General features: G+C 62.6%; 17 protein-coding genes. 6 read left to right on the forward strand and 11 right to left on the reverse strand.

Annotated elements, in window-relative coordinates; genetic code table 11:
* Positions 1–9 precede the first annotated feature (9 nt).
* The 6 genes from C2L65_RS41305 to C2L65_RS41330 form a co-directional block, all read right to left on the reverse strand.
* Positions 10–867 carry an HpcH/HpaI aldolase family protein gene (locus C2L65_RS41305; protein ID WP_042305674.1) on the reverse strand — a complete coding sequence of 286 codons (858 nt, stop codon included), beginning with the start codon at positions 865–867 and terminating at the stop codon, positions 10–12.
* Positions 868–914: 47 nt separating this feature from the next.
* The gene (locus C2L65_RS41310) at positions 915–1,901 is read right to left on the reverse strand and encodes a DODA-type extradiol aromatic ring-opening family dioxygenase (protein ID WP_042305675.1); all 987 of its coding nucleotides are present in this window, start codon (positions 1,899–1,901) and stop codon (positions 915–917) included.
* An 81-nt stretch (positions 1,902–1,982) separates the two neighbouring features.
* A complete protein-coding gene (locus tag C2L65_RS41315) occupies positions 1,983–3,263 on the reverse strand; it encodes an MFS transporter (protein ID WP_042305676.1) in 1,281 nt (426 codons plus the stop codon).
* Positions 3,264–3,338: 75 nt separating this feature from the next.
* Entirely contained in the window at positions 3,339–4,187 is an 849-nt protein-coding gene (locus C2L65_RS41320) for an amidohydrolase family protein (RefSeq protein WP_042305738.1), read from the reverse strand.
* Positions 4,188–4,233: 46 nt separating this feature from the next.
* A complete protein-coding gene (locus tag C2L65_RS41325; RefSeq protein WP_042305677.1) occupies positions 4,234–5,259 on the reverse strand; it encodes an amidohydrolase family protein in 1,026 nt (341 codons plus the stop codon).
* Positions 5,260–5,279: 20 nt separating this feature from the next.
* Positions 5,280–6,257 (reverse strand): ABC transporter substrate-binding protein, encoded by a 978-nt coding sequence (locus tag C2L65_RS41330; protein WP_042305678.1) that lies wholly within the window; start codon positions 6,255–6,257, stop codon positions 5,280–5,282.
* Positions 6,258–6,500: 243 nt separating this feature from the next.
* On the opposite strand from C2L65_RS41330, the gene C2L65_RS41335 reads away from it, so the two are divergent.
* The 5 genes from C2L65_RS41335 to C2L65_RS41355 all read left to right on the forward strand — a co-directional run bounded on the left by C2L65_RS41335 (position 6,501) and on the right by C2L65_RS41355 (position 13,099).
* Positions 6,501–7,235 (forward strand): ABC transporter substrate-binding protein, encoded by a 735-nt coding sequence (locus C2L65_RS41335; RefSeq protein WP_042305679.1) that lies wholly within the window; start codon positions 6,501–6,503, stop codon positions 7,233–7,235.
* Between the two features lie 255 nt (positions 7,236–7,490).
* The gene (locus C2L65_RS41340) at positions 7,491–8,477 is read left to right on the forward strand and encodes an alpha/beta fold hydrolase (protein WP_042305680.1); all 987 of its coding nucleotides are present in this window, start codon (positions 7,491–7,493) and stop codon (positions 8,475–8,477) included.
* A 144-nt stretch (positions 8,478–8,621) separates the two neighbouring features.
* Positions 8,622–9,515 (forward strand): LysR family transcriptional regulator, encoded by an 894-nt coding sequence (locus C2L65_RS41345; protein WP_042305681.1) that lies wholly within the window; start codon positions 8,622–8,624, stop codon positions 9,513–9,515.
* Positions 9,516–9,610: 95 nt separating this feature from the next.
* Complete coding sequence (locus tag C2L65_RS41350; protein WP_042305682.1) at positions 9,611–11,578, forward strand: aconitase family protein; 1,968 nt, start codon at positions 9,611–9,613, stop codon at positions 11,576–11,578.
* A 78-nt stretch (positions 11,579–11,656) separates the two neighbouring features.
* Entirely contained in the window at positions 11,657–13,099 is a 1,443-nt protein-coding gene (locus C2L65_RS41355) for an MFS transporter (protein ID WP_042305683.1), read from the forward strand.
* Between the two features lie 56 nt (positions 13,100–13,155).
* On the opposite strand, the gene C2L65_RS41360 is transcribed toward C2L65_RS41355, so the two are convergent.
* Positions 13,156–14,061: a LysR family transcriptional regulator gene (locus tag C2L65_RS41360; protein ID WP_042305684.1), complete on the reverse strand. Its 906-nt coding sequence runs from the start codon at positions 14,059–14,061 to the stop codon at positions 13,156–13,158.
* A 99-nt stretch (positions 14,062–14,160) separates the two neighbouring features.
* On the opposite strand from C2L65_RS41360, the gene C2L65_RS41365 reads away from it, so the two are divergent.
* A complete protein-coding gene (locus C2L65_RS41365; protein ID WP_042305685.1) occupies positions 14,161–17,748 on the forward strand; it encodes an indolepyruvate ferredoxin oxidoreductase family protein in 3,588 nt (1,195 codons plus the stop codon).
* 552 nt (positions 17,749–18,300) lie between these two features.
* Here C2L65_RS41365 and C2L65_RS41370 read toward each other — a convergent pair.
* The 4 genes from C2L65_RS41370 to C2L65_RS41385 all read right to left on the reverse strand — a co-directional run bounded on the left by C2L65_RS41370 (position 18,301) and on the right by C2L65_RS41385 (position 23,265).
* The gene (locus C2L65_RS41370) at positions 18,301–19,296 is read right to left on the reverse strand and encodes a helix-turn-helix domain-containing protein (RefSeq protein WP_042305686.1); all 996 of its coding nucleotides are present in this window, start codon (positions 19,294–19,296) and stop codon (positions 18,301–18,303) included.
* 87 nt (positions 19,297–19,383) lie between these two features.
* Positions 19,384–20,151 carry an aldolase gene (locus C2L65_RS41375; RefSeq protein WP_042305687.1) on the reverse strand — a complete coding sequence of 256 codons (768 nt, stop codon included), beginning with the start codon at positions 20,149–20,151 and terminating at the stop codon, positions 19,384–19,386.
* Positions 20,152–20,191: 40 nt separating this feature from the next.
* Positions 20,192–21,535, reverse strand: coding sequence for an MFS transporter (locus C2L65_RS41380; RefSeq protein ID WP_042305688.1), 1,344 nt, complete (start codon positions 21,533–21,535; stop codon positions 20,192–20,194).
* 140 nt (positions 21,536–21,675) lie between these two features.
* Complete coding sequence (locus tag C2L65_RS41385) at positions 21,676–23,265, reverse strand: FAD-dependent monooxygenase (RefSeq protein ID WP_042305689.1); 1,590 nt, start codon at positions 23,263–23,265, stop codon at positions 21,676–21,678.
* Positions 23,266–23,375: the final 110 nt, after the last annotated feature.

The following is a 23,375-nucleotide window of genomic DNA, read 5'->3' on the forward strand; positions in this document are numbered from 1 at the left end:
TCCGTTCATTCAATACCCCGCCATCTCGCGCGCCATGCCGACGACGCCATAGCTCTTCAGCGGCGCCGACATCAGGAAGCGGTAACCTTCTTCCAGCAACCGCTTGTGATTCTTCGCGTTCACATGCGGATTGCCGACGACGACATTGTGCTTATGGCAAATCGAAACGATCTGCCGCATCGCATCGGCTACGACGGGGTGCTCGTAGTCGCGCGGATAGCCGAGTTGCTGACTCAGATCGCCTTCGCCGATCAGAATGAAACCAATGCCGGGCACATTCGACAGAATGTCGTCGAGGTTTTCGATCGCCTCGGTGCTCTCGCACATCAATCCGACGAGGATTTCCCCATGCGGCGCCAAAGGCCACACATCGGCCTTCTTGTAGTAGTCGGCCATGCTCAAGCCCCAGTAGCGCGCGGCCGTTGCCGGGCCGTCGCCGCGTATGCCTTTCGGCTCGTACAGCGGAGCATTGTTGGGTCGCGCGTAGCGGCACGACGCGACGGCGTTATAGGCCTGCTCGACTGTCGACACATGTGGCCACACCACGCCATACGCGCCGCGATCGAGCACCTGCTTCGCAAACGCCTGATTCATTTCGGCGCCGTTGGCGGGAATACGGGCGATCGGCGTCACGCGTGGCGCGACCGAGCCGGATTCGACGATCTGCTTGCGGCTGAGCATGTATTGCAACGCGTCGCCGAGTGCCGACACGTCGTACGGGTTGTGCTCCATTTCGAAGACGATGCCGTCATACGGCGCGTCGCTCATCTCGATGGCCGACTGTTTGTCCAGTTTGGAAAACGCGGCAAACGCGGGCTTGCCGGATTCGAAAGCGCGAATGATGCTGTTCAGGCGCGAATCGCTCATGGTCTTTACTCTCTTTTGAATTGGGTCAATGCGATAAACGATGACGATCAGTCAGCGGCTTTCCAGTACATGAAGCCCATGCCTTCGCCGGTTCCCGCGGGTGTGCGCCAGCACGGCACGTAGTCGACCAGCGTCATCTCCGCGCCCGTTTCCTGCACGGCCTTCATCACGCTCACATAGAGTTTGATTTCCGAGGTGCCCGACTGATACGAGCGGTCGTCCACGGCAGCGAGACCGTCGTAGTCGTACTCGGCCAGCATCTTCATGATGCGGTGATCGAACTCTTCGTCATTGACGAAGTGCGACAGTCCACCCGACGCGAAAATGCCGACGCGCACATCCTCGGGCCATGCGGTAATCGCGTCGCGCAACACGCGTCCGAACTCGATGCAGCGCGACATCGACGGCTGCGTCGGCGGATAGAAGCAGTTCATGATGACGGGCACATGCGGCGGCGGATCGTCGCTCATGATCTGGTGATACACGAAGCTGTACGCATGCGGCACCACGGGATACTCAGGCAGCGGCTTCATCCACACGTTGTCGGGCCATGCGAACAGATCGGTCAGATCGAAGTCTTCTTTCTGGAAATGGTCGATCAGATACGTGGCGAGTTGCGGATGACACTTGTGTGTGACGTGATGGTCCGGTGCGTACACGGAACGTTGCGGCGGACCGTTGTGTACTTCCTCGCCGCTGTAGATCGCAATCGACGGCGAGAAGTCAGTGAAGATTTCCTTTTGATCCTTGCCCAGAATGATCGCGACATCGATCTTCGCGTCGCGGTATGCCGCCGCCATTTCGTCGAGCGCGGCACGGCAGCGCGCGGCGCGCGCGGTGCGTTCTTCCAGCGTCAGATACTTCTCGAACGCGGCTTCGCGGTGCGCTTCCAGTTCGGGATATGTCCACGTCCGGTTGCGATACCACAGTTCCGGATTGTTGCGATCGCGCTCGCCGTTCTTGAGCCAGTCTTCCGGTGCCTGGCCCAGCATGCCGCTATGCGGCACTGCCATCCCGAATACGATCTTCGCCATATATGGTTTCTCAATGATTGAACAGGTTCTTCAGGGCCGGGTCCCGGCCATGCTGTGTTTTTGCGTGGCTAACCAGGCCAGTCAGGCTTGCCGCAGCGAACCGTGCGACCCGGTGACCTTGGGCGCCCATTCGGGGCGGTACAGAATCAGCGTGGCCGTCGCGCCTATCAGCAGGAAGCCGAGGATCACCATCATCGGTAGGTCATAACTTCCGCTGACATGCAGCAGCCATCCCGACAGGCTCGCCGCGATGCCGCCCGCGAGACTCGTGGCAACCTGCTGCACGCCCGTGACGAGGCCGATGGCCTGCTTCGGAATCAGCGTCAGGCGCGACAGCACGAGGTTGTTCGCGGTGACAAAGCCAAGCAGCGAGAGCGACAGCACGTTCCAGAACAGCGCCATTTCGACGGTATGCGCATACGCGCCGAGCAACACCGTGCATCCGCCGATAAAGCCCGCCACCGTGAATGCCTTGCGCACGCGAATCGGATTGCGCCCTCGCGCGATGACGCGGTCTGCGGCCCATCCGGCGAGCGCCGCGACGATAGCGATGCCCGCGAAGCTGAAGAACGTGAACAGCCCGGAGCGCGAGATCGACAGGTTGCGTTGCTCGACCAGATAGGCGGGCATCCACGTCATGCAGTAGAACGTGAAATAGCCGTAGCAGAAGTTGGTGATCATGCCGCCCCACACGACGGGGCTCGCCAGGATGCTCGCGAGGCTCACGGTGCGGGCGCTGCGATTGCTCGCCGTGAGTTCGGCCTTCGACGGCAGATCGTTGCGCACCACCAGCAGCCAGGGCGCGAGCCAGATCAATCCGACAAGGCCCGTCGCGATGAACATGACCTGCCACGAGTAGTTGACGATGAACCAGGCTCCGACGGGCGCGCCGAGCGCCGGGCCGAACTTGTTGCCCATTGCCAGGATGCCGACCGCGAGGCCGTTCTGGCTTTCGTCGAAGTTGTTGCGAATCCAGCGGTAGCTCGCGGGAATCACGATGGCTTCCGCCATGCCGATGATCAGACGCATCACGACGAGACTCGCGAGCGCCGTCACCGCGCCCATCAGCGCCGTCGCGATGCACCACAACGCGAAGCTGATCGCGTACGGCCACTTCACGCCATAGCGGTCGGCGACCCAGCCCATCGGCACCTGGAACAGACCGTACGACCAGAAGAAGGCCGAGTTGATCCAGCCGCGATCGATATCCGTCAGCGCGAAATGCCGGATGAAGCCCGCGTCGGCCAGCGTCGAAGAAATGCTGGTGCGATCGATAAAGGAAACCAACACGCCGATCGCAAGGAGCGCGAGTGTCGCCCAACGGCTCGCGATGCCTGGTCGCCCAGATTTGTTTGTCTCCATCTTTAGCTTCTCTTCAGTTTTGTTTGGATGCTGCGTGCCGCTGGCGTCTTGTGCGGTTCGAGTCGCCCGCTGACGTCAGGCCAGCGTCGGATACAGCTTTTGCGCGGTCTTGCCGAAGATCCATACACGATCTTCGTCGCTCAGGCTCGCGAGACCTGTCTGAGCGGTCGCGAGAATCTCGGCGAGCGTTCCCGGCGACGTGGGGAAGTTCGAGCCCCAAGCCATCCGTTGCGCGCCGAAGGCCTCGACCACGCGCGGAAAGAACGTCTCGGCGCTCGCCTTTTCCTTCTTCACGTCGCCGAAAATGCGCGGCGTGAGCTTCAGGTAGATGTTATCGAGTGATGCCAGCTCGAACAGGCTTTGAGCGTTCGCGTAAGGCGAGCCATCGGCGACTTCGGGGCGGCCCAGGTGATCGAGGATGATCGGCACAGTCGGGAAGCGCCGCGCGAGCGCGGTCACCTGCGGCAGTCCGATCGGGCCCGTCTGGATGCACATCGGCAGGGCGAGTTCCGCGCACAGTTCCCATGCCGGGAACGAACGCGGATCGTCGAGTTCGCTCGGGTCGAACTCCTTCGTGCTGCCGCCCGTGAAGAGACGCAGGCCCGCGAGACCGCGTCCGACCCATTCGCGGATACGTTTCGGCGCATCCTCTTGCAGCACATCCACCGAGCCGACCGCCACGAGACGATCCGCATATTGCGCGCAGCCGTCGACCACGTAGCTGTTATCGAAGCCGTAAGTGGTCGACGAATGGACCACGGCGGCCTTCGCGACGCCGGCGTCGTCCATCGCGGCGATCAGCGTCTCGACGGTCGTCGGGCGCTCCTTCGACCATTCGGAGCGCTTGCCGAACAGCGGCGCGGGCGGATAAGCGCCTTCGTCGTCGGAAATGATGTGCGGGTGGATATCAACGATTGAAGTCATGAGTGTCTCTGTGTCTGTCGTCGTGCTTGCGTGCTTATTTGCGTCGTCATTTGCCGCGCGCCTTGAGCCGCGCATCGAGGCGCGGGTAGACGCGTCGCGCGTTGCCTTCGAAAATCTTGTAGCGGTCTTCGTCGGTCAATGCCGCGCAGCCGTCGATGTAGCGCTTCGTGTCGTCGAAGTACTGGCCCGTTAGCGGGTCTTTGCCACGCACCGCGCCGATCATCTCCGAGCCGAACAGCACGTTGTCCGACGGCACGACCTTGGTCAGCAGCTCGACGCCCGGCTGGTGATACACGCACGAGTCGAAGAAGATGTTGTTCAGCAGACCTTCGAGCGGACGCTCGCGCATTTCCAGCGACATGCCGCGATAACGCCCCCAGTGATAAGGCACCGCGCCGCCGCCGTGCGGAATCACGAGGCGCAGCGTCGGGAAGTCTTTGAACAGGTCGCCTTGCAGCAATTGCATGAACACCGACGTATCGGCATTCAGATAATGCGCGCCTGTACCGTGAAAGCACGGATTGCACGACGCTGCGACGTGAATCATCGCGGGCACGTCGAGGTCGACGAGTGCTTCATACAGCGGATACCATTCGCGGTCGGTCATCGGCTTGCCAGTCCAGTAACCGCCCGTCGGATCGGGGTTCAGATTGCAGCCGACAAAACCGAGTTGCTCGACACAGCGCCGCAATTCCTTGATCGAATTGGCAGGCGCCGCGCCCGGCGATTGCGGCAACTGGCACACGGGCGCGAAGTTGTCCGGATACAGTTCCGTCACGCGATACACGAGATCGTTCGATACTTCCGCCCATTCGAGGCTCGTGCGCTCGTTACCCAGATGGTGGCTCATCAAACCGGCGATCGGCGAGAACAGCGTGAGGTCGCTGCCGCGCTCGCGTTGCAGCTTGAGCTGGCCGTTGCCGATCGCTTCGCGGATTTCGTCGTCGCTCACCCGTGCGCCATCGCGCGAAGGTGCATTGGCCGGGTCGTTCGCGAACTCGACCTGTTTGGCGCGCCAGGCGCGAAACGATGCGGGAACGGTCGTGAAGTGACCGTGGCAATCGATAATCATGTTGTCTCCGTTCTTTTCGATCAGCGCGCTTGTGGATCGACGAAGAGTTCGCCAATCGACATGCGGCGCGGCGTCAACCCTTGCTTGAACGCGGTGGCTTCCAGCGTTTCGATCGTCTTGAGGTTTTCCTGCAGACCGTACGGCAGCGGATCGTGTCCGACGATCTTGCGCAGTTCGAGATACTTCTTGTCGCTTGCGCTCGTCGCTTCACCCGCGTCGAGCCGCGCCAGCCAGTCTTTCTTCGCCTGCGCGAACGCGTCGAAGATCGACTTCGCGATCCACGGATGCTCGGCCAGCACCGAATCCTTCACGACGATCGTGCCGTGCATCGGATACACGCCCGTGCGCTTGTAGTAATCGGCTTCGAGCGCGGCTGCGTTGGGCAGCAGGTCCGGATAGTCCGCGTCGACTTCCTTCCAGCCGCCTGTCGGCGCGCCCGTACGGCCGATACCCGCAGCAGCCGCGAAGCCCGCCGACAGTTCACCCTTCTCCATCATTTCCGCCAGCGAACTGCCGGCGGGCGCATGAATCACATTCGACGGCAGCTTGAGTTGCGTGACGTGTTCTTCGTCGTCGACCACCCACGTCACCTTCGACGAATCGAGGCCGAACTCGTCGATCAGCACCTGACGCGTCCACACGCCCGTCGTCACCGAATAGGCGCGCACGCCGACCTTCTTGCCTTCGAGGTCCTTCGGCTCCTTGATCCCGGCATCCGGACGCACCAGCAGCCCGCCGTGATGAAAGCGGCGCACGACGAAGATCGGCAATCCGACGAAGGGCGCGCCATACGCACGGGCGATGATGTAAGTCGTCGGCGCCAGCTCGCACACGTCGAACTCGACATCGCGCACCATCCGGCGAAACGCGCCGATTTGCGGCTGAACGGTGATGAACTCGGCATCCACGCCTTCGATGGGAATGGAGCCGTTGCGGATAGCCGATGTATGCGGATGCTCAGCGATGGCGATCTTGAGCGGCACTTTTCTGGTCAACATCCTCTCCTTGAGTGGTTCGTCGCCGGCGACGGGATCAGCGCCTGGCGTATCGTCTCGATGGGTTGAGAATATTTGACGGGGTCTGCCGTGTCCCTACACAAAACGCAGATTCAATGGCACTTTTGTCGATGCCGCGCGGACGCCAGGTGATGTTCAGCGGGACTTTTGTGCGCTGACACAAAACCGGTTTATCCTTGCACCCTCAGGCCGCAGCACAAAAACGCGGTCGCCACGGGAGCATTCATGACTATCGATCAAACCGTCGTCGCCGCGTTCACGCCCACCGGCAAGGTGCGCGCGTCGATCAATCTCGGCAACCCGATTCTCGCCAACAAGAACGCTGAAACGGGCGAGCCGTTCGGCGTATCCGTCGATCTGGCGCGCGCGTTCGCCGCAAAGCTCGGCGTCGAACTGGAACTGGTCGTGTTCGATGCAGCGGGTAAATCGGTTCAGGCGGTCAGCGAGGAGCGCGCGGATTTTGGCTTCTTCGCCGTCGATCCGTTGCGCGGCGAAACGATTGCGTTCACGGCGCCGTATGTGTTGATCGAAGGCTTCTATCTCGTGCGCGACGACTCGCCCGTGAAGACGAATGCCGATGTCGATCATGCGCACAACCGCGTCGCCGTCGGCAAGGGCAGCGCGTATGACCTGTTCCTGACGCGCGAATTGAAGGCCGCGGAGATCGTGCGCGCGCCGACGTCACCCGCTGTCGTACAGACGTTCCTCGAACAGAATCTCGAAGTCGCTGCGGGCGTGAAGCAGCAGCTCGAAGCCGATGCGAAGAAGGCCAGCGGACTTCGGCTGCTCGACGAACGGTTCATGGTGATCCAGCAGGCAATGGGTACGCCGAAGAGCCGTGGGCAAGCGGCGGCGGCAGCGTTGCATGCGTTTGTCGAAGAGATGAAGGCTTCCGGGTTTGTCGCCGACGCGCTGGCGCGACATGGGATCGCGGGAGCGTCGGTCGCTCCGAAGGCGTAAAGGTTGCGCGCCCTGCGCGCTCCAACCAGCTTTGCATAGAAACGGCCCGAGGCGGCCGTCACGTCCAGTCAGCCCTCCGCCGGCATTGCCGACATGTTCGATCCGATGCAACGAGTTCATCGGCAAACACGTACGTCAATTGGCCGGCACCTCCCTACTATCGATTCCAGTCGCCGCACGGTGTCGTTGACAGCGTGCCGGCATTGCCATCCCGGCTTTCGCACATGTTCGCCCTTCAGGACGACTGGAATCATCATGCGCAATACGTTTGTCTCCACCTTGCTCGCCGCGTCGATTGTTTTGACGGGCGCGGCGCATCACGCCCACGCTGCCACCAATGACGACTATCTGCCGACGACATCGGCGGCCATCTCGACCGCAACCGCAAAAATCGTCGACGGCAAGGTCGACGTGAACGGCGTGCGTTACCACTACCTTCTGGCGCAGGGCGACAAGAAAGGCACGCCCGTCGTGCTGTTGCACGGTTGGGGCTCCACGTCGTACATGTGGCGCTACGTGATGCCGCAACTCGTCGCGCGCGGCTATACGGTGCTCGCGCCGGATCTACGCGGCCTTGGCGATACGTCGAAGCCCGCAACAGGCTACGACAAGGCGAACGTCGCCGAGGACATCCGCGCGCTCGTCGCAAAACTCAACCTTGGTCCGCAGGTCAACGTCGTCGGCCACGACATGGGCGGGATGGTCGCTTATGCGTATGCGGCGCAGCATCCTGACGAAGTTCGCACGCTCGCGATTCTCGACGTGCCGCTGCCCGGCATCGAGCCGTGGGATCAACTCGTGCAGACGCCGCGCACGTGGCACTTCCGTTTTTATTCGGTGCAGGATGTGCCCGAGATGCTGATCGCCGGACACGAACTCGAATACCTGAAGTGGTTTCACAATTCGGAAGCGGTGAATGCCCGCGCGTTCACGAACGAAGTCGAAGAAACCTATGCCCGCGAATACGCGATGCCGGGCGCACTGCGCGCGGGCTTCGAGTACTACCGCGCGTTTCCGCAAGACGTGAAGGCCAATCAGGCATTTTCCGCGACGAAGCTGACGATGCCGGTGCTTGGCATCGGCGGTGCGGGGAGCTTCGGGCCGATCATCGGCGATCATTTGCGGCATGTCGCCACGAATGTCGAGGCGATCAATGTCCAGGGCTCGGGCCATTGGGTCGCCGAAGAGCAACCTGCCGTCGTGACGGGCGCGTTGCTGCGGTTTCTGCCGCCTGGGCGTTGAATGTCGAGGCGCCTTGCCTGCACTCGTCGCACCACGCGCCCACCGGCCACCGGCGCAAAAAGGGCCGCTGTTAATATGGCCGCTGACGGACTGCATTCGATCAGTCCGCCCCACAAGCCAAGAACGTCGACAAGGTCCGGCAGCATGCGCATCGATCCGTACAGCCTGGAGCTGTTCATATCCGTCGTGCAGGAAGGCTCCATCGCTCGGGCGGCCAGCCGCAATCACATCGCTCCTTCGGCGCTGAGCAGACGCATTGCGGATCTCGAATCCGCAATGGGCCTTCCTTTGCTGATCCGCTCGCCCGCTGGCGTCGAGTTGACCGAGGCGGGCCGCCACGCATTCTCGCGTGCGGTATCGGTCCATGACGAGTTGCAGTCGCTCGCGCGCGAGGTTCAATCGCTCAGCGGCCAGGTCGCCGGTGTCGTGCGTCTGTATGCGAACGCGTCCGCGATCGTCGGCTTTTTGCCCGAGCGTCTGAAAGCATTTCAGGCCCGCTACCCGCTCGTACAGATCGCGTTGACCGAGCAGATCAGCGACGAAGTGATTCGCGCGTGCGTGGACGATCGCGCAGACGTGGGCATCTCGGCGAGCAGCAAGATACCGGGAGGCCTGGATTCATGGCACTTCGCCGATGATCCGCTGATGGTCGTGCTCCCGCTCGATCATGAACTCGCCGCCCTCGATGCGCCGACATTCAGCGACGTCATCCGTTTCCCGCTCGTCGCGCTGCAGGCGGGCGGCTCACTCGATCAGACTCTGAAGGAGCGTGCCGATGCGGTTCGGTCGCCGCTCAATCTGTCCGTGACGGTCAACAGTTTCGATGCGCAATGCCGGATGGTCGAAGCGGGACTCGGCATCGGCATCGTCCCGACGAGCGCCGCGTCCGCTTTCGCCGGATCGCGCGGCTTCGTGCGCCGGCCGCTCGATGAAACGTGGGCGCGTAACCGCAGCCTGCGGGTTCACGCGCTCAAAAAATCGTCACGCCTTAAAGCCGTGCAGGCGTTGATCGATTCACTCTCTCAGGCTGAGGGTTAACGAGGACATCGCGATTTGCGATGTCCCCTTTGCCGATCGAGCACTTCGTGATCGACGCCGTCGCCGTCTAGATTTCCCGTTGAAGGAGAAATCAGATGGCAAAACTGGATTTGACGGGCCGGATACTGTTTCTTTGCGACGATCCTGAACGGATCGAACGGCAACTCGACGGCTCCGATCTGACGCAGGCGGCGGCGGGAACGTTGAGAGACGACGTATCGACGGACGAGATCACGCCGATGAGCGTGCTGACCCGCTTCGACGAGCGTCTCGGCCGCTTTCCTTACGTCGGGTTCCGCACGGGAAATCGCAATCCGATCGGCCCGGACGCCATCCGCACTGGCGGGTTTTGCGTGACGGTCGCGGGCAATCGATACGGTAAAGGTTCGTCGCGCGAACACAGTCCGGTCGCGGAATATCGCGCGGGCATACGGCTCGTGATTGCGAAGAGCTTCGAACGGATTTATCGACAGAACGCGGATAACCTTGGGCTGTTTACGTCGACGGATTTCGGGCTGATCGAACGCATCCAGCGCGGCGAGCCGATCGAGATTGAAGAGCTCGTTGCCTCACGCGACAGCCTGTCGGCGTCGATCCTCAGAAGCGGTGGCCTGTTGCATTACGGCGAGCGGCATATGCGGCGCATCGAAATCGCCGCGTGCCCCGTCGATTCCATCGATCCCGAACCGCGCACGCTGGCGCAAAAGATTCTGCAGCGCCACGCGCTTCGCACGGAAGGCACGGGCGATTCGCTGACGCCCGGCTCCGGCGTGTTCGTTCGTGCTGACTGGCGCTTTATCCACGAGTACTACACGGGCATGGCAACGCATATGCTGCACGCGACGTTCGGCAAGCCATTGTCGCTGCATCAGCCCGAAACCATTCTCACGTTCGAAGACCATCTCTCCTATTCGCACAAGAGCGAACTGCACGTGAGAAACGGTCTGCTGCCTGATGTGCGCGAACTGTCGGAGGCACACCGGCAATTCGCCAAAGATTATGGCTTGACGAATCACGGCTACCTGAACGCGACCGGCGACAACCTCAGCGAAGGCTCCGAAGGCATCTCGCACGCGATGATGGCGGAACGCTACGCGCTGCCGGGTCAGCTGATCGTCGGCACGGATTCGCACACGCCGCATAGCGGCGCACTCGGCTGCGTGGCGTTCGGCGTCGGCACGACGGATATGGCGAATGCTTTCGTCACGGGCGCGGTGCGGATGACCGTGCCGCAATCGCTGCGTGTCGAATTCAACGGCGCCGTCCCGGCTGGTGTGACGGCGAAGGATCTCGCGCTGCATCTGCTCGCGGACCCGAGAATCCGTGCCGGCGCGGGCGTCGGCAAGATATTCGAGTTCGCGGGCGCCGCGATCTCGCAACTGACGACGGACGAACGCGCGACGCTCACGAACATGACGGCGGAACTCGGCGGCTTCACCGGCATCGTCGCGCCCGATGAAGAAACCATCCGCTTTCTCAAGGAACGGCGCGGCATCGACTTCGTAATCGAGCCGTGGATGCGCAGCGATCCGGACGCAGTCTATGCCGACGTGATCGCGATCGACTGCACGCAGATTTCGCCGATGCTCGCCGCACCCGGCGACCCCGGCAACGGCGTTGCGCTGCGCGATCTTGCCCAACGTCCGCGCGTCGAGATTGCGTATGGCGGTTCGTGTACAGCGGGAAAGCGCGAGGACTTCGACCACTATCACGCAGTGCTGGCATGGGCTGCCGCGCGCGGCATGCGCGTGCCATCCGATGTGAAGCTCTATCTGCAGTTCGGCACTTCCGACGTCAGGGACTATTGCGTGCGGCGCGGCTATATCGACGCGTTCGATCAGGTCGGCGCCATCCTGCTGCAACCGTCGTGCGGCGCATGCGCGAACTGCGGGCCGGGTTCATCGACGGATACAAGCCAGGTGACGATCAGCGCGATCAACCGCAATTTCCCCGGCCGTTCCGGGCCTGGTCAGGTATGGCTTGCCAGTCCGCCAACTGTCGTCGCTAGCGCGCTTGCGGGCCGGATCGCGTCATTCGCCGAGTTGCAGGAGCAGTACGCGTGAAGCGCCGAGCGATCGACTACGGATAGCGAGCAGTCGCACGAGCCGTGAAACATTCAAACTACGAGACAGGAGACAGACATGGCCATTCTGGAGGGCGCCTCGGATCTACGCGCCACTGACATTCCAACGCGCGTCGAGACGGCATCGGCGGCCGCTACGGGCGCGATTTCGGCGCGCCTCGACAGGCTTCCCGCGACGCGCGCCGTCTGGAAGCTGATCCTGCTGCTGAGCCTTGGTTTCTTCTTCGAACTCTACGATCTTCTGTTCACGGGCTACATCGCGCCCGGTCTCGTCAAGAGCGGCATTCTCACGCCGACCACCACGGGTCTGTTCGGCACGTCAGGCGTCGCGAGCTTCATCGCTGCGCTGTTCAGCGGACTGTTCGTCGGCACCATCGCGTGCGGCTTTCTCGCCGACCGTTTCGGCCGACGCGCGATCTTCACGTGGTCTTTACTGTGGTACGTCGCGGCGAACACGGTGATGGCCTTTCAGGATACGGCGAGCGGTTTGAACTTGTGGCGCTTCATCTCGGGTATGGGGATTGGCGTCGAGCTGATTACCATCGGCACCTACATGTCCGAACTCGCGCCGAAGCATCTGCGCGGCAGGGCGTTCGCAATCTGTCAGACGATCGGCTTCTCGGCTGTGCCTGTCGTCGCGTTTCTTTCGTGGCTGCTCGTACCCACGTCGCCGTTTGGCGTGGATGGCTGGCGATGGGTCGTGCTGCTCGGCGGCATCAGCGCGCTGTTCGTCTGGTACTTCAGGCGCAATCTTCCGGAAAGTCCGCGCTGGCTGGCGGGCAAAGGCCGGCTTCGCGAAGCCGACGAAGTGCTCGCGCGACTCGAAGAAAAAGTCGCGCAGCAGCACGGACAGCCGTTGCCCGAGCCGGGACCGTCTGAACCCGTCCCGCGCAAGGCCGGATTCGCCGATATGTGGAAACCGCCGTATCGCAAGCGCACGGTGATGCTGATCATCTTCCACATCTTCCAGACGGTCGGCTTCTTTGGCTTCGCGAACTGGGTGCCGACGCTGCTCGTCAAGCAAGGCATCACGGTGACGTCCAGCTTGCTGTACACGACCGTGATCGGCCTGGCTGCGCCGCTTGGGCCGTTGCTCGGCTACTGGATAGCCGACCGCTTCGAACGCAAGCATGTGATCGTCTGCATGGCCGCGCTCAATATCGTGGCGGGCCTGCTCTTCAGCCAGGCGGCATCGGCCGTCGAGATCGTGATACTGGGCGTTCTGCTGACGCTGGCGGGCAACATCATCTCGTTCACCTATCACGCGTATCAGCAGGAACTCTATCCGACGGCGATTCGCGCCCGCGCAGTGGGCTTCGTCTATTCGTGGAGCCGTCTGTCGGCGGTGTTCAGTTCGTTCGTGATCGCGTTCACGCTGAAGGATTTCGGTGTCGCAGGCGTGTTCGTCTTCATTGCGGGCGCGATGACACTCGTGATCTTCACGATCGGCCTGATGGGCCCGCGAACGCTCGGCAAATCGCTCGAGAGCATTTCACACTGAACAACGTCTGGCGTGTGCCGGCGGCCTGCAAGGCGGGCCGCCGCGCGCGGCATCGTTCACGTGCCGCACGCGTGAATCAGAAACTGCTGTAGCGCCGTCGCCGGCCCGCTCAACTGCGCGCCCTTCGCCCAGATCATGCCCGCATCCATTTGCGGCACCACGTCCGTGATGGGCCGCGCGTCGATGCGCTTGCCTTCCAGCGACCACGGACGGAACACCATATCCGACAGCACCGTCACGCCGAAACCATGCGCGACCAGTCCGCGCAGCGCTTCCATCGAACTGGTGCGAAACGCGATGTTCGGCTCGATCCCCTTTTTCTTCCAGTAACGCAGTGTCGACTGCTCGCCCTCGTCGACCGTAATCAGGATGTATGGATGCGCCGCGATGTCCCTCAGCGACGGCGCGTCCACCTGCGCCAGCGGATGCGACGGTGCGAGCCACAATTGCCGCCGCGAGCGGATCAAGACCTGGCTGCCGAACCGGCTGAGCTTTTCGACATTCGACAGCAGCACCACGCCGATTTCGACATCGCCATCGAGCACCGCGCGCTCGATATCCGCCCGCTCCATGTCGCGCAAGTCGAACTCGATGAACGGATACGTCGCGCGAAAACGCGCCAGCAGTTCAGGCAGGAAATAGCCCAGCACCGTATACGAAGCGGCAATGCGCACGGTCCCGCGCATGTCGTGCGAACGGAACGGCGGCATGTGGACGGCGTCACGCGCGGCGTCGAGCACGCGCCGCGCGTGATTATAGAAATCCTGGCCGTCTGGCGTGAGCGTGACGCCCTGCGGCAGCCGCTCGAACAGCCGCGTGCCGAGACCGCTTTCCAGTGCGAGCACCGCGTTGGTGATCGCCGATTGCGACACGTGCTCGTTGGCCGCCGCCATCGAGAACTGGCCCGTTTGCGCCGCCGCCACGAAGTAACGCAACTGCCGGAGTGTGAGATCGAATGCCATCTGATTTTCGAATACCGGAATTGTCTATTTGTGATTTTACGATAGCAATTCGGCTTTCTATACTCGGCGAAAAACACATTCCCCGGAGACAGCCCTGCCATGAATGCGCCCGATCTAGCCGTCGCATCCGACCTAGCGACCGAAACACCCGACACGCCCGTCACGCTTGAAGACAAGTACACGCTCGAGAAAGGCCGTGTGTATATCAGCGGCACGCAGGCGCTGGTGCGCCTTCCGATGCTGCAAAAAGCACGCGACCGTAAGGCCGGGCTCAACACGGCAGGCTTCATTTCCGGCTATCGCGGCTCGCCGCTGGGCGCGCTCGATCAGTCGCTGTGGAAAGCAAAAAAGCATCTGCAGGACAACGACATCGTCTTCCAGCCCGGCGTCAACGAAGATCTGGCCGCGACGTCCGTCTGGGGCACGCAGCAGATCAACCTGTGGCCGGGCGCGACGCGCGACGGCGTATTCGGCATGTGGTACGGCAAAGGCCCCGGCGTCGACCGGACGGGCGATGTGTTCAAGCACGCGAATTCCGCCGGCAGCGACGCGCGCGGCGGCGTGCTCGTGCTGGCGGGCGACGACCACGCGGCGAAGTCGTCGTCGGTCGCGCATCAGTCGGAGCACGCGTTCATCGCGGCTGGCATTCCCGTGCTCTATCCGGCGAACGTGCAGGAATATCTCGACTACGGGCTGCACGGCTGGGCGATGAGCCGCTACTCGGGCCTATGGGTTGCGATGAAGTGCGTGACGGACGTGATCGAATCCACGGCGTCGATCGATCTCGATCCGGATCGTGTCGAAATCGTCACGCCGACCGATTACACGATGCCCGAGGGCGGCCTCAACATCCGCTGGCCCGATGCGCCGCTCGCGCAGGAAGCGCGGCTGCTCGACGAGAAATGGTATGCGGCGCTCGCCTATGTCCGCGCGAACAAGCTGAACCGCGTCGTGATCGATTCACCGACGCCGCGCTTCGGCATCATCACGGCGGGCAAGGCCTATCTCGACGTGCGCCAGGCGCTCAGCGACCTGGGCCTCGATGAAGACACATGCGCTCAAATTGGCTTGCGTGTGCTGAAAGTCGGCTGCGTGTGGCCGCTCGACGCGCAGGATGCACGTTCATTCGCGACGGGTCTGGAAGAAATTCTCGTCGTCGAAGAAAAGCGCCAGATTCTCGAATACGCGCTGAAGGAAGAGCTATACAACTGGCGCGAGGACGTGCGGCCAAAGATCTATGGCAAGTTCGACGAGCGCGACAACGAAGGCGGCGAATGGTCGGTGCCGCGTGGCGACTGGCTGCTGCCCGCGCATTACGAACTGTCGCCGGCGCTGATTGCGAAGGCCGTGGCACGGCGTCTGTCGCGCGCCGACCTGCCCGACGACGTGCGCGCGCGGATGCTCGCGCGCGTCGCGATCATCGAAGCGAAAGAGCGCGAAGCGGCGAAGCCGCGCGTGTCCGTCGAACGCAAGCCGTGGTTCTGCTCCGGCTGCCCGCACAACACGTCGACCAACGTGCCTGAGGGCTCGCGCGCGCTTGCGGGCATCGGTTGTCACTACATGTCGATGTGGATGGACCGCAAGACGGAAACCTTCAGCCAGATGGGCGGCGAAGGCGTCGCGTGGATCGGCCAGATGCATTTCTCCGGCGACAAGCACGTGTTCGTCAATCTCGGCGACGGCACCTACTTCCACTCCGGTCTGCTTGCTGTTCGCGCGGCCATCGCGGCAAACGCGAACATTACCTACAAGATTCTCTACAACGATGCCGTCGCGATGACGGGCGGTCAGCCCGTCGACGGCGTGCTGACCGTGCCGCAGATCGCGCATCAGGTGCATGCCGAGGGCGCGAAGCGCATCGTCATCGTCACCGACGAGCCGCAGAAGTATCACTCGGGCATCGTGTTGCCCGCGGGCGTCGATGTCCATCATCGCGATCAGCTCGATACCGTGCAGCGCGCGCTGCGCGATATGCCCGGCACGACCGTGCTGATCTACGACCAGACTTGCGCGACCGAGAAGCGGCGTCGGCGCAAACGCGGTGCGTATCCTGATCCGGCGCGCCGTGCATTTATCAACGATGCCGTGTGCGAAGGCTGCGGCGATTGCTCGGTGCAATCGAACTGCCTGTCCGTCGAGCCGCTCGATACGCCGCTCGGCACGAAGCGCAAAATCAACCAGTCGTCGTGCAACAAGGACTTTTCGTGCGTGAAGGGCTTTTGCCCGAGCTTCGTCACGGCTGAAGGCGCGCAGCTTCGCAAGCCTCAGGCTGCGCGCGGCAGCGACGCTGTCAATGGCGCGTTCGATACGCTGCCGATGCCATCGCTACCGGCGCTTGCAAGACCGTACGGCATACTTGTGACGGGCGTCGGCGGCACGGGCGTCGTGACGATCGGCGGCCTGATCGGCATGGCCGCGCATATCGAACGCAAGGGCGTCACCGTGCTCGACATGGCGGGCCTCGCGCAAAAAGGCGGCGCCGTGCTCAGCCACGTGCAGGTCGCGTCCTCGCCCGATGCGTTGCACGCGACGCGCATCGCGACGGGCGAAGCGCGGCTTGTGATCGGTTGCGATGCGATCGTGTCGGCGTCGAACGATGTGCTGTCTCGCACGCAACATGGCGTGACGGTTGCCGCGATCAACAGCGGCGCGACGCCGACGGCCGAATTCGTCAAGAACCCGAAGTGGACTTTCCCGGGCACGCAGACGGAAGCGGGATTGCGCGACAGCATCGGCGAAGGATGCGCCTTCATCGACGCCAATGCGCTCGCGCTGAAACTGCTCGGCGACACGATCTATAGCAATCCGCTGCTGCTTGGCTTCGCGTGGCAGAAAGGCTGGCTGCCGCTGCAACTGTCGAGCCTCGTGCGCGCGATCGAACTCAACGGCGTATCGGTCGAGAAGAATCAGCAGGCGTTCAATTGGGGACGATATATCGCGCATCATGGCGAGGCGGTTGTTCAGGCGCTGCTCAAGCCGGCTGTCGCGCAGCAGGCGATCGTCATGCAGATGCCGGAATCGCTCGACAAGCTGATCGCATCGCGTGAAGCGCTGTTGACGGCGTATCAGAACGCAGCGTATGCGCAGCGCTATCGCGACGTGATCGACCGTATCCGCGTGAAGGAAACGCAGGTCGCAGGCAACGCGAAACTGCCGCTCACGCGCGCGGTGGCGACGAGCCTCGCGAAGCTGATGGCCTACAAGGACGAATACGAAGTCGCTCGCCTGTACGCGGATCCCGCATATCTGGAGAAACTGCGTCAGCAGTTCGAGGGCGAACCGGGCCGCGATTACAAGCTGAGCTTCCATCTCGCGCCGCCGTTGCTCGCGAAGCGCGACGAACGTGGGAATTTACAGAAGAAAAGCTTCGGTCCGTGGATGCTGCCCGTCTTCCGTGCGCTCGCACGTATGAAGGGACTGCGCGGCACCGCGCTGGATGTATTCGGCAAGACGGCCGAGCGGCGCGGCGAGCGGCAACTGATTGCCGAGTACATCGCGCTGGTCGACGAGTTTTGCGCGACGCTCTCTGTTGATCGCCTTCCCGTGGCGCTGCAGCTCGCCAGCCTGCCGGACGATATTCGCGGCTTCGGTCACGTGAAGGAACGCAATATCCAGGCAGCGGCGAAGAAGAAGGAGCGGTTGCTCAATGACTATCGGACGCCGGAGCGGTTGACTGCGAGCGCGTAACATCGATTGGATGGAAGCCGAACCGGGGCTTGCGGCAAACGCCGGCCCCGATGCTTCGCCCGATACGCGCTTCGAGGTGCAACATGCCCGGGTTCTTCATCCGCCGAAGAAGGGACGCACGCGCAGGGATGATGTGCCTGTTGGCGTACCTGATCGCTGGTTGTTCGACAGTGAATCAACCGCAAGCCGGCCAGACAGAAACGGCGCAGTGCCGCGTACCTGGCCACTTTTGCCAGACGTTCTTTGGCCCGTGACTGAAAAGCCAACACGCCGTGCGCATACCGAGGGGACAAAAAGAAAAGCCCACCAAGTGGTGGGCTGAATCCATATCAGGAGGAGACATGGAGGAGACAGAGATCAGTATAAACCCCTATTCGTGTAATGCAAGCGTTTGTATCGCCGTAGCAACGTTCATTTCTCCCGCCGCCCCCGCCCAGCCCGCCCGCGTGTAGCCTGCGCGCCACACCGTACCTCCCGCCTGTTGCACCAGAGCAACGCTTGACAAGCATTATCAAACATCAGTGAGGCGGTGGCCGCTCCGGAAGGCACCGTTCAAAGCAAGCTCTCGCGCTTGCGAAACTCACGCGGCGACACGCCATAGCCATCGCGGAAACGCCTGCTGAAATGCGCCGCGTCATTGAAGCCATTGCGATACGCAATCTGTTCGATCGATAGACCGGCTAACAACGGATTGACCAACTCATCGCGACACCGCGCGAGCCTTTGCTGCAACACGTATTTCCCATACTGCAGATCGAGCGCTTCAAACAGCTTGTGTACGTAGCGCTTCGAGACACCCAACGCCATCGCGCACGCTTCGACATCCAGTTCCGGGTCGCACAGATTCGCTTCGATAAACCGCGTCAGTTGCACCCAGCGCAGCGGTTGCGCGACGGTTGGCGCCGCCTCGCGGCCAGTGCGCTGCGCGATTTCCTCCGCTTCCCGATACGCCGCGCCGAGCAACGCAACCAGCGCTTCTTCGGCAGCGGCGAGCGTGACGGGACTCATGCTCTCGAACGAAGGCAACACCTCATCGACGAAACAACGCAGGCTCTTCACGATGCCCGATGCAGCATCCGCCCGCTGTGGACGAAACTGCGCATGCCGCGAAACCGCCTGACCAAGAAAACGCGCAATCGGCAAACGGATCATCAGCAGATGCGCGGGTTCTTCGATACGCGCAACCGACGGCACGCGTACACGCCGAAACGTGATATCGCCCTTTGCGAACGGCAGCGTGCAGCCTTGCTGCGTGACTGTGCCGCGCCCGGCCAGCGCGACCAGCACGACGACGTCGTCGCCCGTAAGCCAGCGCAGATGGTCGTTGTCGTGCCGCACTTCCTGGCGGCCCATATGTGCCGTCGCAAGCACGCCGCCGCCTGTCAGGCGACATGCGCGCAACTCGTCTTGCGCGACCTGTCCGTCGAACAGCAGTTCGCCCGGCATCACGATGTAATCGAGCGAACGCTTCAACTCGTCGATACCGCTCGACGGCATCGGGTAGAGCGTCGGCGCATAGGGCAGACGAAACGCGGAACTGTCGGGCATGGCGAAATCCTCCCGGCCTGGACGCCGCTGGAAAATCATGAGATCGCAACGGCCCATTCTCGCATGTGTTTCCGGCCCACTCCGCCCTCAGAACAGCACGTCCGGCTCCCGCTTGATCACGCGTCGTGCGAACAGCGCAAAGCTCGACTTGACGATGCTCGGCAGCAGCAGAAAATCGTGCGACTCTTTTGCGCGCGCGGCGTCGATGGGTTTCAGTTCGCCCACTGACTGCGCAAGAATCTGGCTGCGCGCCGCGCGCTCGATCAGCACCGACAGATACGCCGATTCTTCCAGCGAAGCAGTCGCCGCGAGAAAGCCGTGGTTCGCCAGCAGAATCACACGCTTGCTGCCGAGCGCCGTCGAAATGATCTCGCCTTCGCTATCGCCGATCGGCAAGCCGGGCCATTCACGCAGGAACGCACAGTCGTCGTGAAACGGCGTGGCGTCCATGTGCGCGACTTCGAGCGGACGTCCCGTCATCGACAGCGCGTTCACATACGGCGGATGCGTATGCACGATGCAGTTCACGTCGGGCCGCCGCCGGTAGATCCACAGGTGAAAACGGATCGCCGGATTGGCCATGCCGCGGCCTTCGATCACGTTCATCTCGTCGTCGATGCGGATCACGTTGCTGCGCGTGGCTTCGTCGAAGCCGTACGCCATCGCCGTGGTCAGAAACGTGCCGTCGGATTCGCGCACGGTGATCTGTCCGGCGAGCGTTTCGGAATGGCCCTCGTGCGCGAGCATGCGGCACGCGAGCGCAATTTTCTGGTGCGCGTCCCACGCGCCCTGTTCGAGCTCGCGGTCCATCTTCGCCGCGAGGCCGTCGTTCAGTTCTCTGTCGTGTTCATTCATTGACTACTCCATTTGGAAAGCGTGTTTGCTTCGCGGCGCATCACGCAGAACGTGTGTCGCCCAGCGGGTTCGGGCGGATCTCCGGCGCCTGCGTTAACGGTTCCGCGTGCGTTGCATCGAGCGGGCGGCGCGGAGCAAAGAACGTGAAGCACGCAGCGACGAGCGCGCTCGCGGTAATGTAAGTCGCCACCGCGTTCGGATTGCCGTGCCCTTGCGCGAGCAACGACGAACAGATCAACGGATTGATGCCGCCGCCGACAATCGCGCCGATCGCGCCAATCGACACACCCGAAAAACGCACGCGCACGTCGAACATATCGGCGAAGAAGCCTCCTTGCGGGCCGTACATCATCGGATGCACGACGCCGAGCGCGAGCACGACGGCGACGGTGATCCACATAGGATCGCGCGTATTGAGCATCGTAAAGAACGGCCACACATAAAGCGCGCATGTGACCAGTCCGGCAAGATAGATCGGCTTTCGTCCAATGCGGTCCGACAGCGCCGCAAAGAACGGCACCATGAAAACGCCGAGCGCAGCGCCACTCATGATCGCGCCAAGAATCACGGATTTCGGCAGCTTGAGCTGCACCGTGACATACGCGACCGCGAACAGCACCACGAACACCGACCACGTAATTTCACCCAGCCGCGCCATGAAGACGATCAACACGGCGCGCGCGTGGTCGCGCATCAGGTCTCTGAGCGGAAAGCGGGCCACGCCGTGACGCGCCTGCAATTGCGCGAATTCGACGGTTTCCGGCAGACGCGCGCGACCCACAAGCCCGATCACCACCAGCACCGCGCTAAACAGAAACGGCAGACGCCAGCCCCATGACAGAAACGCGGGCTCGGGCAATAGCGAAGTCAGCAGCAACGCGCCCGTCGACAGCAGCACGCCGCCGTAGCTGCCCGAGTTGCTCCAGCTGCCGTAAAGTCCACGGCGATGCGCCGGCGCGCTCTCGACGCCGAGCACGATCGCCCCGCTCTGCTCGCCGCCGATGGCGAAGCCTTGCAGCACGCGTAGCGTCGTCAGCAGGATCGGCGCCCAGATGCCGATGAACGCGTAAGTCGGCAAACAGCCGACCAGCGTCGACGCGATGCCCATCACGAGCAGCGTGACCATCAACAGCGTCTTGCGGCCGATCCTGTCGCCGAAGTGCCCGCAGATCAGCGCCCCAGCGCCGCGCGCGAAATAGCCGGCCGCGTAAGTGCCGAGCGAGGCAATCGTGCCGGCGAGCGGATCGAGGTTCGGGAAAAAGAGCCGGTTGAACACGAGCGCCGAGGCCGTGCCGTACAGAAGGAAATCGTATTGCTCGATGGCCGTGCCGAGAAACGCGGAGACAAACACATACGGCCAGCGAGCGCGGGCAGGCGTGGACATGGGGACCTCGGGCGTGGGGTGTGATGCCTGCAGTATCGTTTTTGACACGCCCGAGAATTTGTCTATGCGCGAACCGATGTCTTGTTTGCGGGTGTACCTCTTGTGGCGCGATGCGGATGGGTTTTCTGCGTTGGTCGGGCTTAGCCGCGAAGCATTCGTCCCCAGCTTTTCACCGCATCGCCCGAGCAACTGCTGCTTCTCCATCCGATATGCCCATCGGGCCGCACGATCCACGCCGTACCGCCTGACGCGCGAAACGTTGCCGCAAACTCGCCCTTTGCATCCGTCAAAACCGTCATCAGTTCGCCGCCGGGCACTTCGCAGCCCGGCGCCGCAACCAGCACAGTCGACGCTACACCAGGCAGCAACCCGGCAAGCGCCCGACAGCCATCGGCAAACGCTTCGACCTGCGCGTCAGCCGCATCGACATAACCAACCAGCACATGCCGTCCATGCCCGACAAACTCCTGCAATCGCCGTGGACGCCCCACAAAACGCTGCGCCAAACCATACACATCCGGCAGCCGGTCGCCCGGCGCTGGCAACTCCGGGTCCGCATCCGCGCACATGTCGGCGACGATCGGACTGCCGCGATACGTCACCAGTAACTGCGTCTCGCGCATCGCCGGATTGGCGGCCTGGCGGGCGAGCACGGCGTTGAGCGCGGCGCTCGTCGACTGCACGACGTCCACGCCGACGGGATGCCGTTCCGCCGAATAGCTATCAAGCAACGCAGGATGCGCAAGACCTTTCGCCACGTGCGCGAGCTTCCACGCGAGGTTGTGCGCGTCCTGCAAACCCGTGTTCATCCCCTGACCGCCGACGGGCGGATGAATATGCGCGGCGTCGCCCGCAATGAACACGCGGCCATGTCCATACTCGGACGCGATGCGATGACTCACCCGATACACCGACGACCAGCGCATCGAAGACAAACGCGTGCCTTCCGGCAGCGAGGGCAACAGCAGTGCGCACATCGTGTCGAAATCAGGTGCGGCAACGCCCGCCAGCGAAGCTGAATGCTCGTCCGGCACGATCATCGACAACCGGTAGCGCCGCGCCGATCCGCGAACCGGCACTGCGGCCACGCTGGTTTTCGCGCGCGCCGCGTCGCTCCATTCGAAGCGGTACATGGGCCCGCGCGGATGATCCCAGTCGACGTCCACATCGGCGAGCGCAAAAGTCTGTGGAAACTGCGCGCCTTCGTACGACAGGCCCGATGCCGAACGCACCTTGCTATGCGCGCCGTCACATCCGACGAGCCATCGGCAGCGCACCGTGCGTGCCTCGCCGTGTGGCCCCGTCAGAAACGCTTGGACGCCGTCGCCCGTTTCGACGAAGCTGTCGAGCGTGAACCCATAGTTCACACGTCCGCCGTGCTCGGTGAACGCCGCTTCGAGCAGCCGCTCCGTCTCGTACTGCGCAAGCGAAAGCGACCCGTACGGCAAGTCCTGCTCCGGCACATGCATGCTGCGCGCAGGCACCATCGCCCCGTCGACCCACGTTTCGACGCCCGTGAGCCAGACACCCGCCTCGATTGCGCGATCAACGATTCCCAGATCGTCGAAAATCTCCAGCGTGCGAGGCGTGATGCCGAGCGCCTTGCAGAAGAACCCTCTCGCCGGCATCCCGTCGATCACGCTCACGGCGACGCCGTCGCGCTGCAATTCGGTGCCAAGCAGCAAACCGACGGGACCAGCGCCGACGACGAGCACATCCACGTCTTCCATGTTCCGCTCCTCACGGTTCATCGCGCACTCAAATGGAATCAAGGCGAACTGTCACGCAAACCCAAAAAGCATAGGCGATACGGCACCGCATATCAGCGCAAGGGCGCTGT

The organism is Paraburkholderia terrae, assembly GCF_002902925.1.
Taxonomy (GTDB): domain Bacteria; phylum Pseudomonadota; class Gammaproteobacteria; order Burkholderiales; family Burkholderiaceae; genus Paraburkholderia; species Paraburkholderia terrae.

What these genes read in the sequence shown, in the direction of transcription:
- C2L65_RS41305 (WP_042305674.1), bottom strand. Translation starts at nt 867, where the DNA reads ATGAGCGATTCGCGCCTGAACAGCATCATTCGCGCTTTCGAATCCGGC.
- C2L65_RS41310 (WP_042305675.1), bottom strand. Translation starts at nt 1,901, where the DNA reads ATGGCGAAGATCGTATTCGGGATGGCAGTGCCGCATAGCGGCATGCTG.
- C2L65_RS41315 (WP_042305676.1), bottom strand. Translation starts at nt 3,263, where the DNA reads ATGGAGACAAACAAATCTGGGCGACCAGGCATCGCGAGCCGTTGGGCG.
- C2L65_RS41320 (WP_042305738.1), bottom strand. Translation starts at nt 4,187, where the DNA reads ATGACTTCAATCGTTGATATCCACCCGCACATCATTTCCGACGACGAA.
- C2L65_RS41325 (WP_042305677.1), bottom strand. Translation starts at nt 5,259, where the DNA reads ATGATTATCGATTGCCACGGTCACTTCACGACCGTTCCCGCATCGTTT.
- C2L65_RS41330 (WP_042305678.1), bottom strand. Translation starts at nt 6,257, where the DNA reads ATGTTGACCAGAAAAGTGCCGCTCAAGATCGCCATCGCTGAGCATCCG.
- C2L65_RS41335 (WP_042305679.1), top strand. Translation starts at nt 6,501, where the DNA reads ATGACTATCGATCAAACCGTCGTCGCCGCGTTCACGCCCACCGGCAAG.
- C2L65_RS41340 (WP_042305680.1), top strand. Translation starts at nt 7,491, where the DNA reads ATGCGCAATACGTTTGTCTCCACCTTGCTCGCCGCGTCGATTGTTTTG.
- C2L65_RS41345 (WP_042305681.1), top strand. Translation starts at nt 8,622, where the DNA reads ATGCGCATCGATCCGTACAGCCTGGAGCTGTTCATATCCGTCGTGCAG.
- C2L65_RS41350 (WP_042305682.1), top strand. Translation starts at nt 9,611, where the DNA reads ATGGCAAAACTGGATTTGACGGGCCGGATACTGTTTCTTTGCGACGAT.
- C2L65_RS41355 (WP_042305683.1), top strand. Translation starts at nt 11,657, where the DNA reads ATGGCCATTCTGGAGGGCGCCTCGGATCTACGCGCCACTGACATTCCA.
- C2L65_RS41360 (WP_042305684.1), bottom strand. Translation starts at nt 14,061, where the DNA reads ATGGCATTCGATCTCACACTCCGGCAGTTGCGTTACTTCGTGGCGGCG.
- C2L65_RS41365 (WP_042305685.1), top strand. Translation starts at nt 14,161, where the DNA reads ATGAATGCGCCCGATCTAGCCGTCGCATCCGACCTAGCGACCGAAACA.
- C2L65_RS41370 (WP_042305686.1), bottom strand. Translation starts at nt 19,296, where the DNA reads ATGCCCGACAGTTCCGCGTTTCGTCTGCCCTATGCGCCGACGCTCTAC.
- C2L65_RS41375 (WP_042305687.1), bottom strand. Translation starts at nt 20,151, where the DNA reads ATGAATGAACACGACAGAGAACTGAACGACGGCCTCGCGGCGAAGATG.
- C2L65_RS41380 (WP_042305688.1), bottom strand. Translation starts at nt 21,535, where the DNA reads ATGTCCACGCCTGCCCGCGCTCGCTGGCCGTATGTGTTTGTCTCCGCG.
- C2L65_RS41385 (WP_042305689.1), bottom strand. Translation starts at nt 23,265, where the DNA reads ATGGAAGACGTGGATGTGCTCGTCGTCGGCGCTGGTCCCGTCGGTTTG.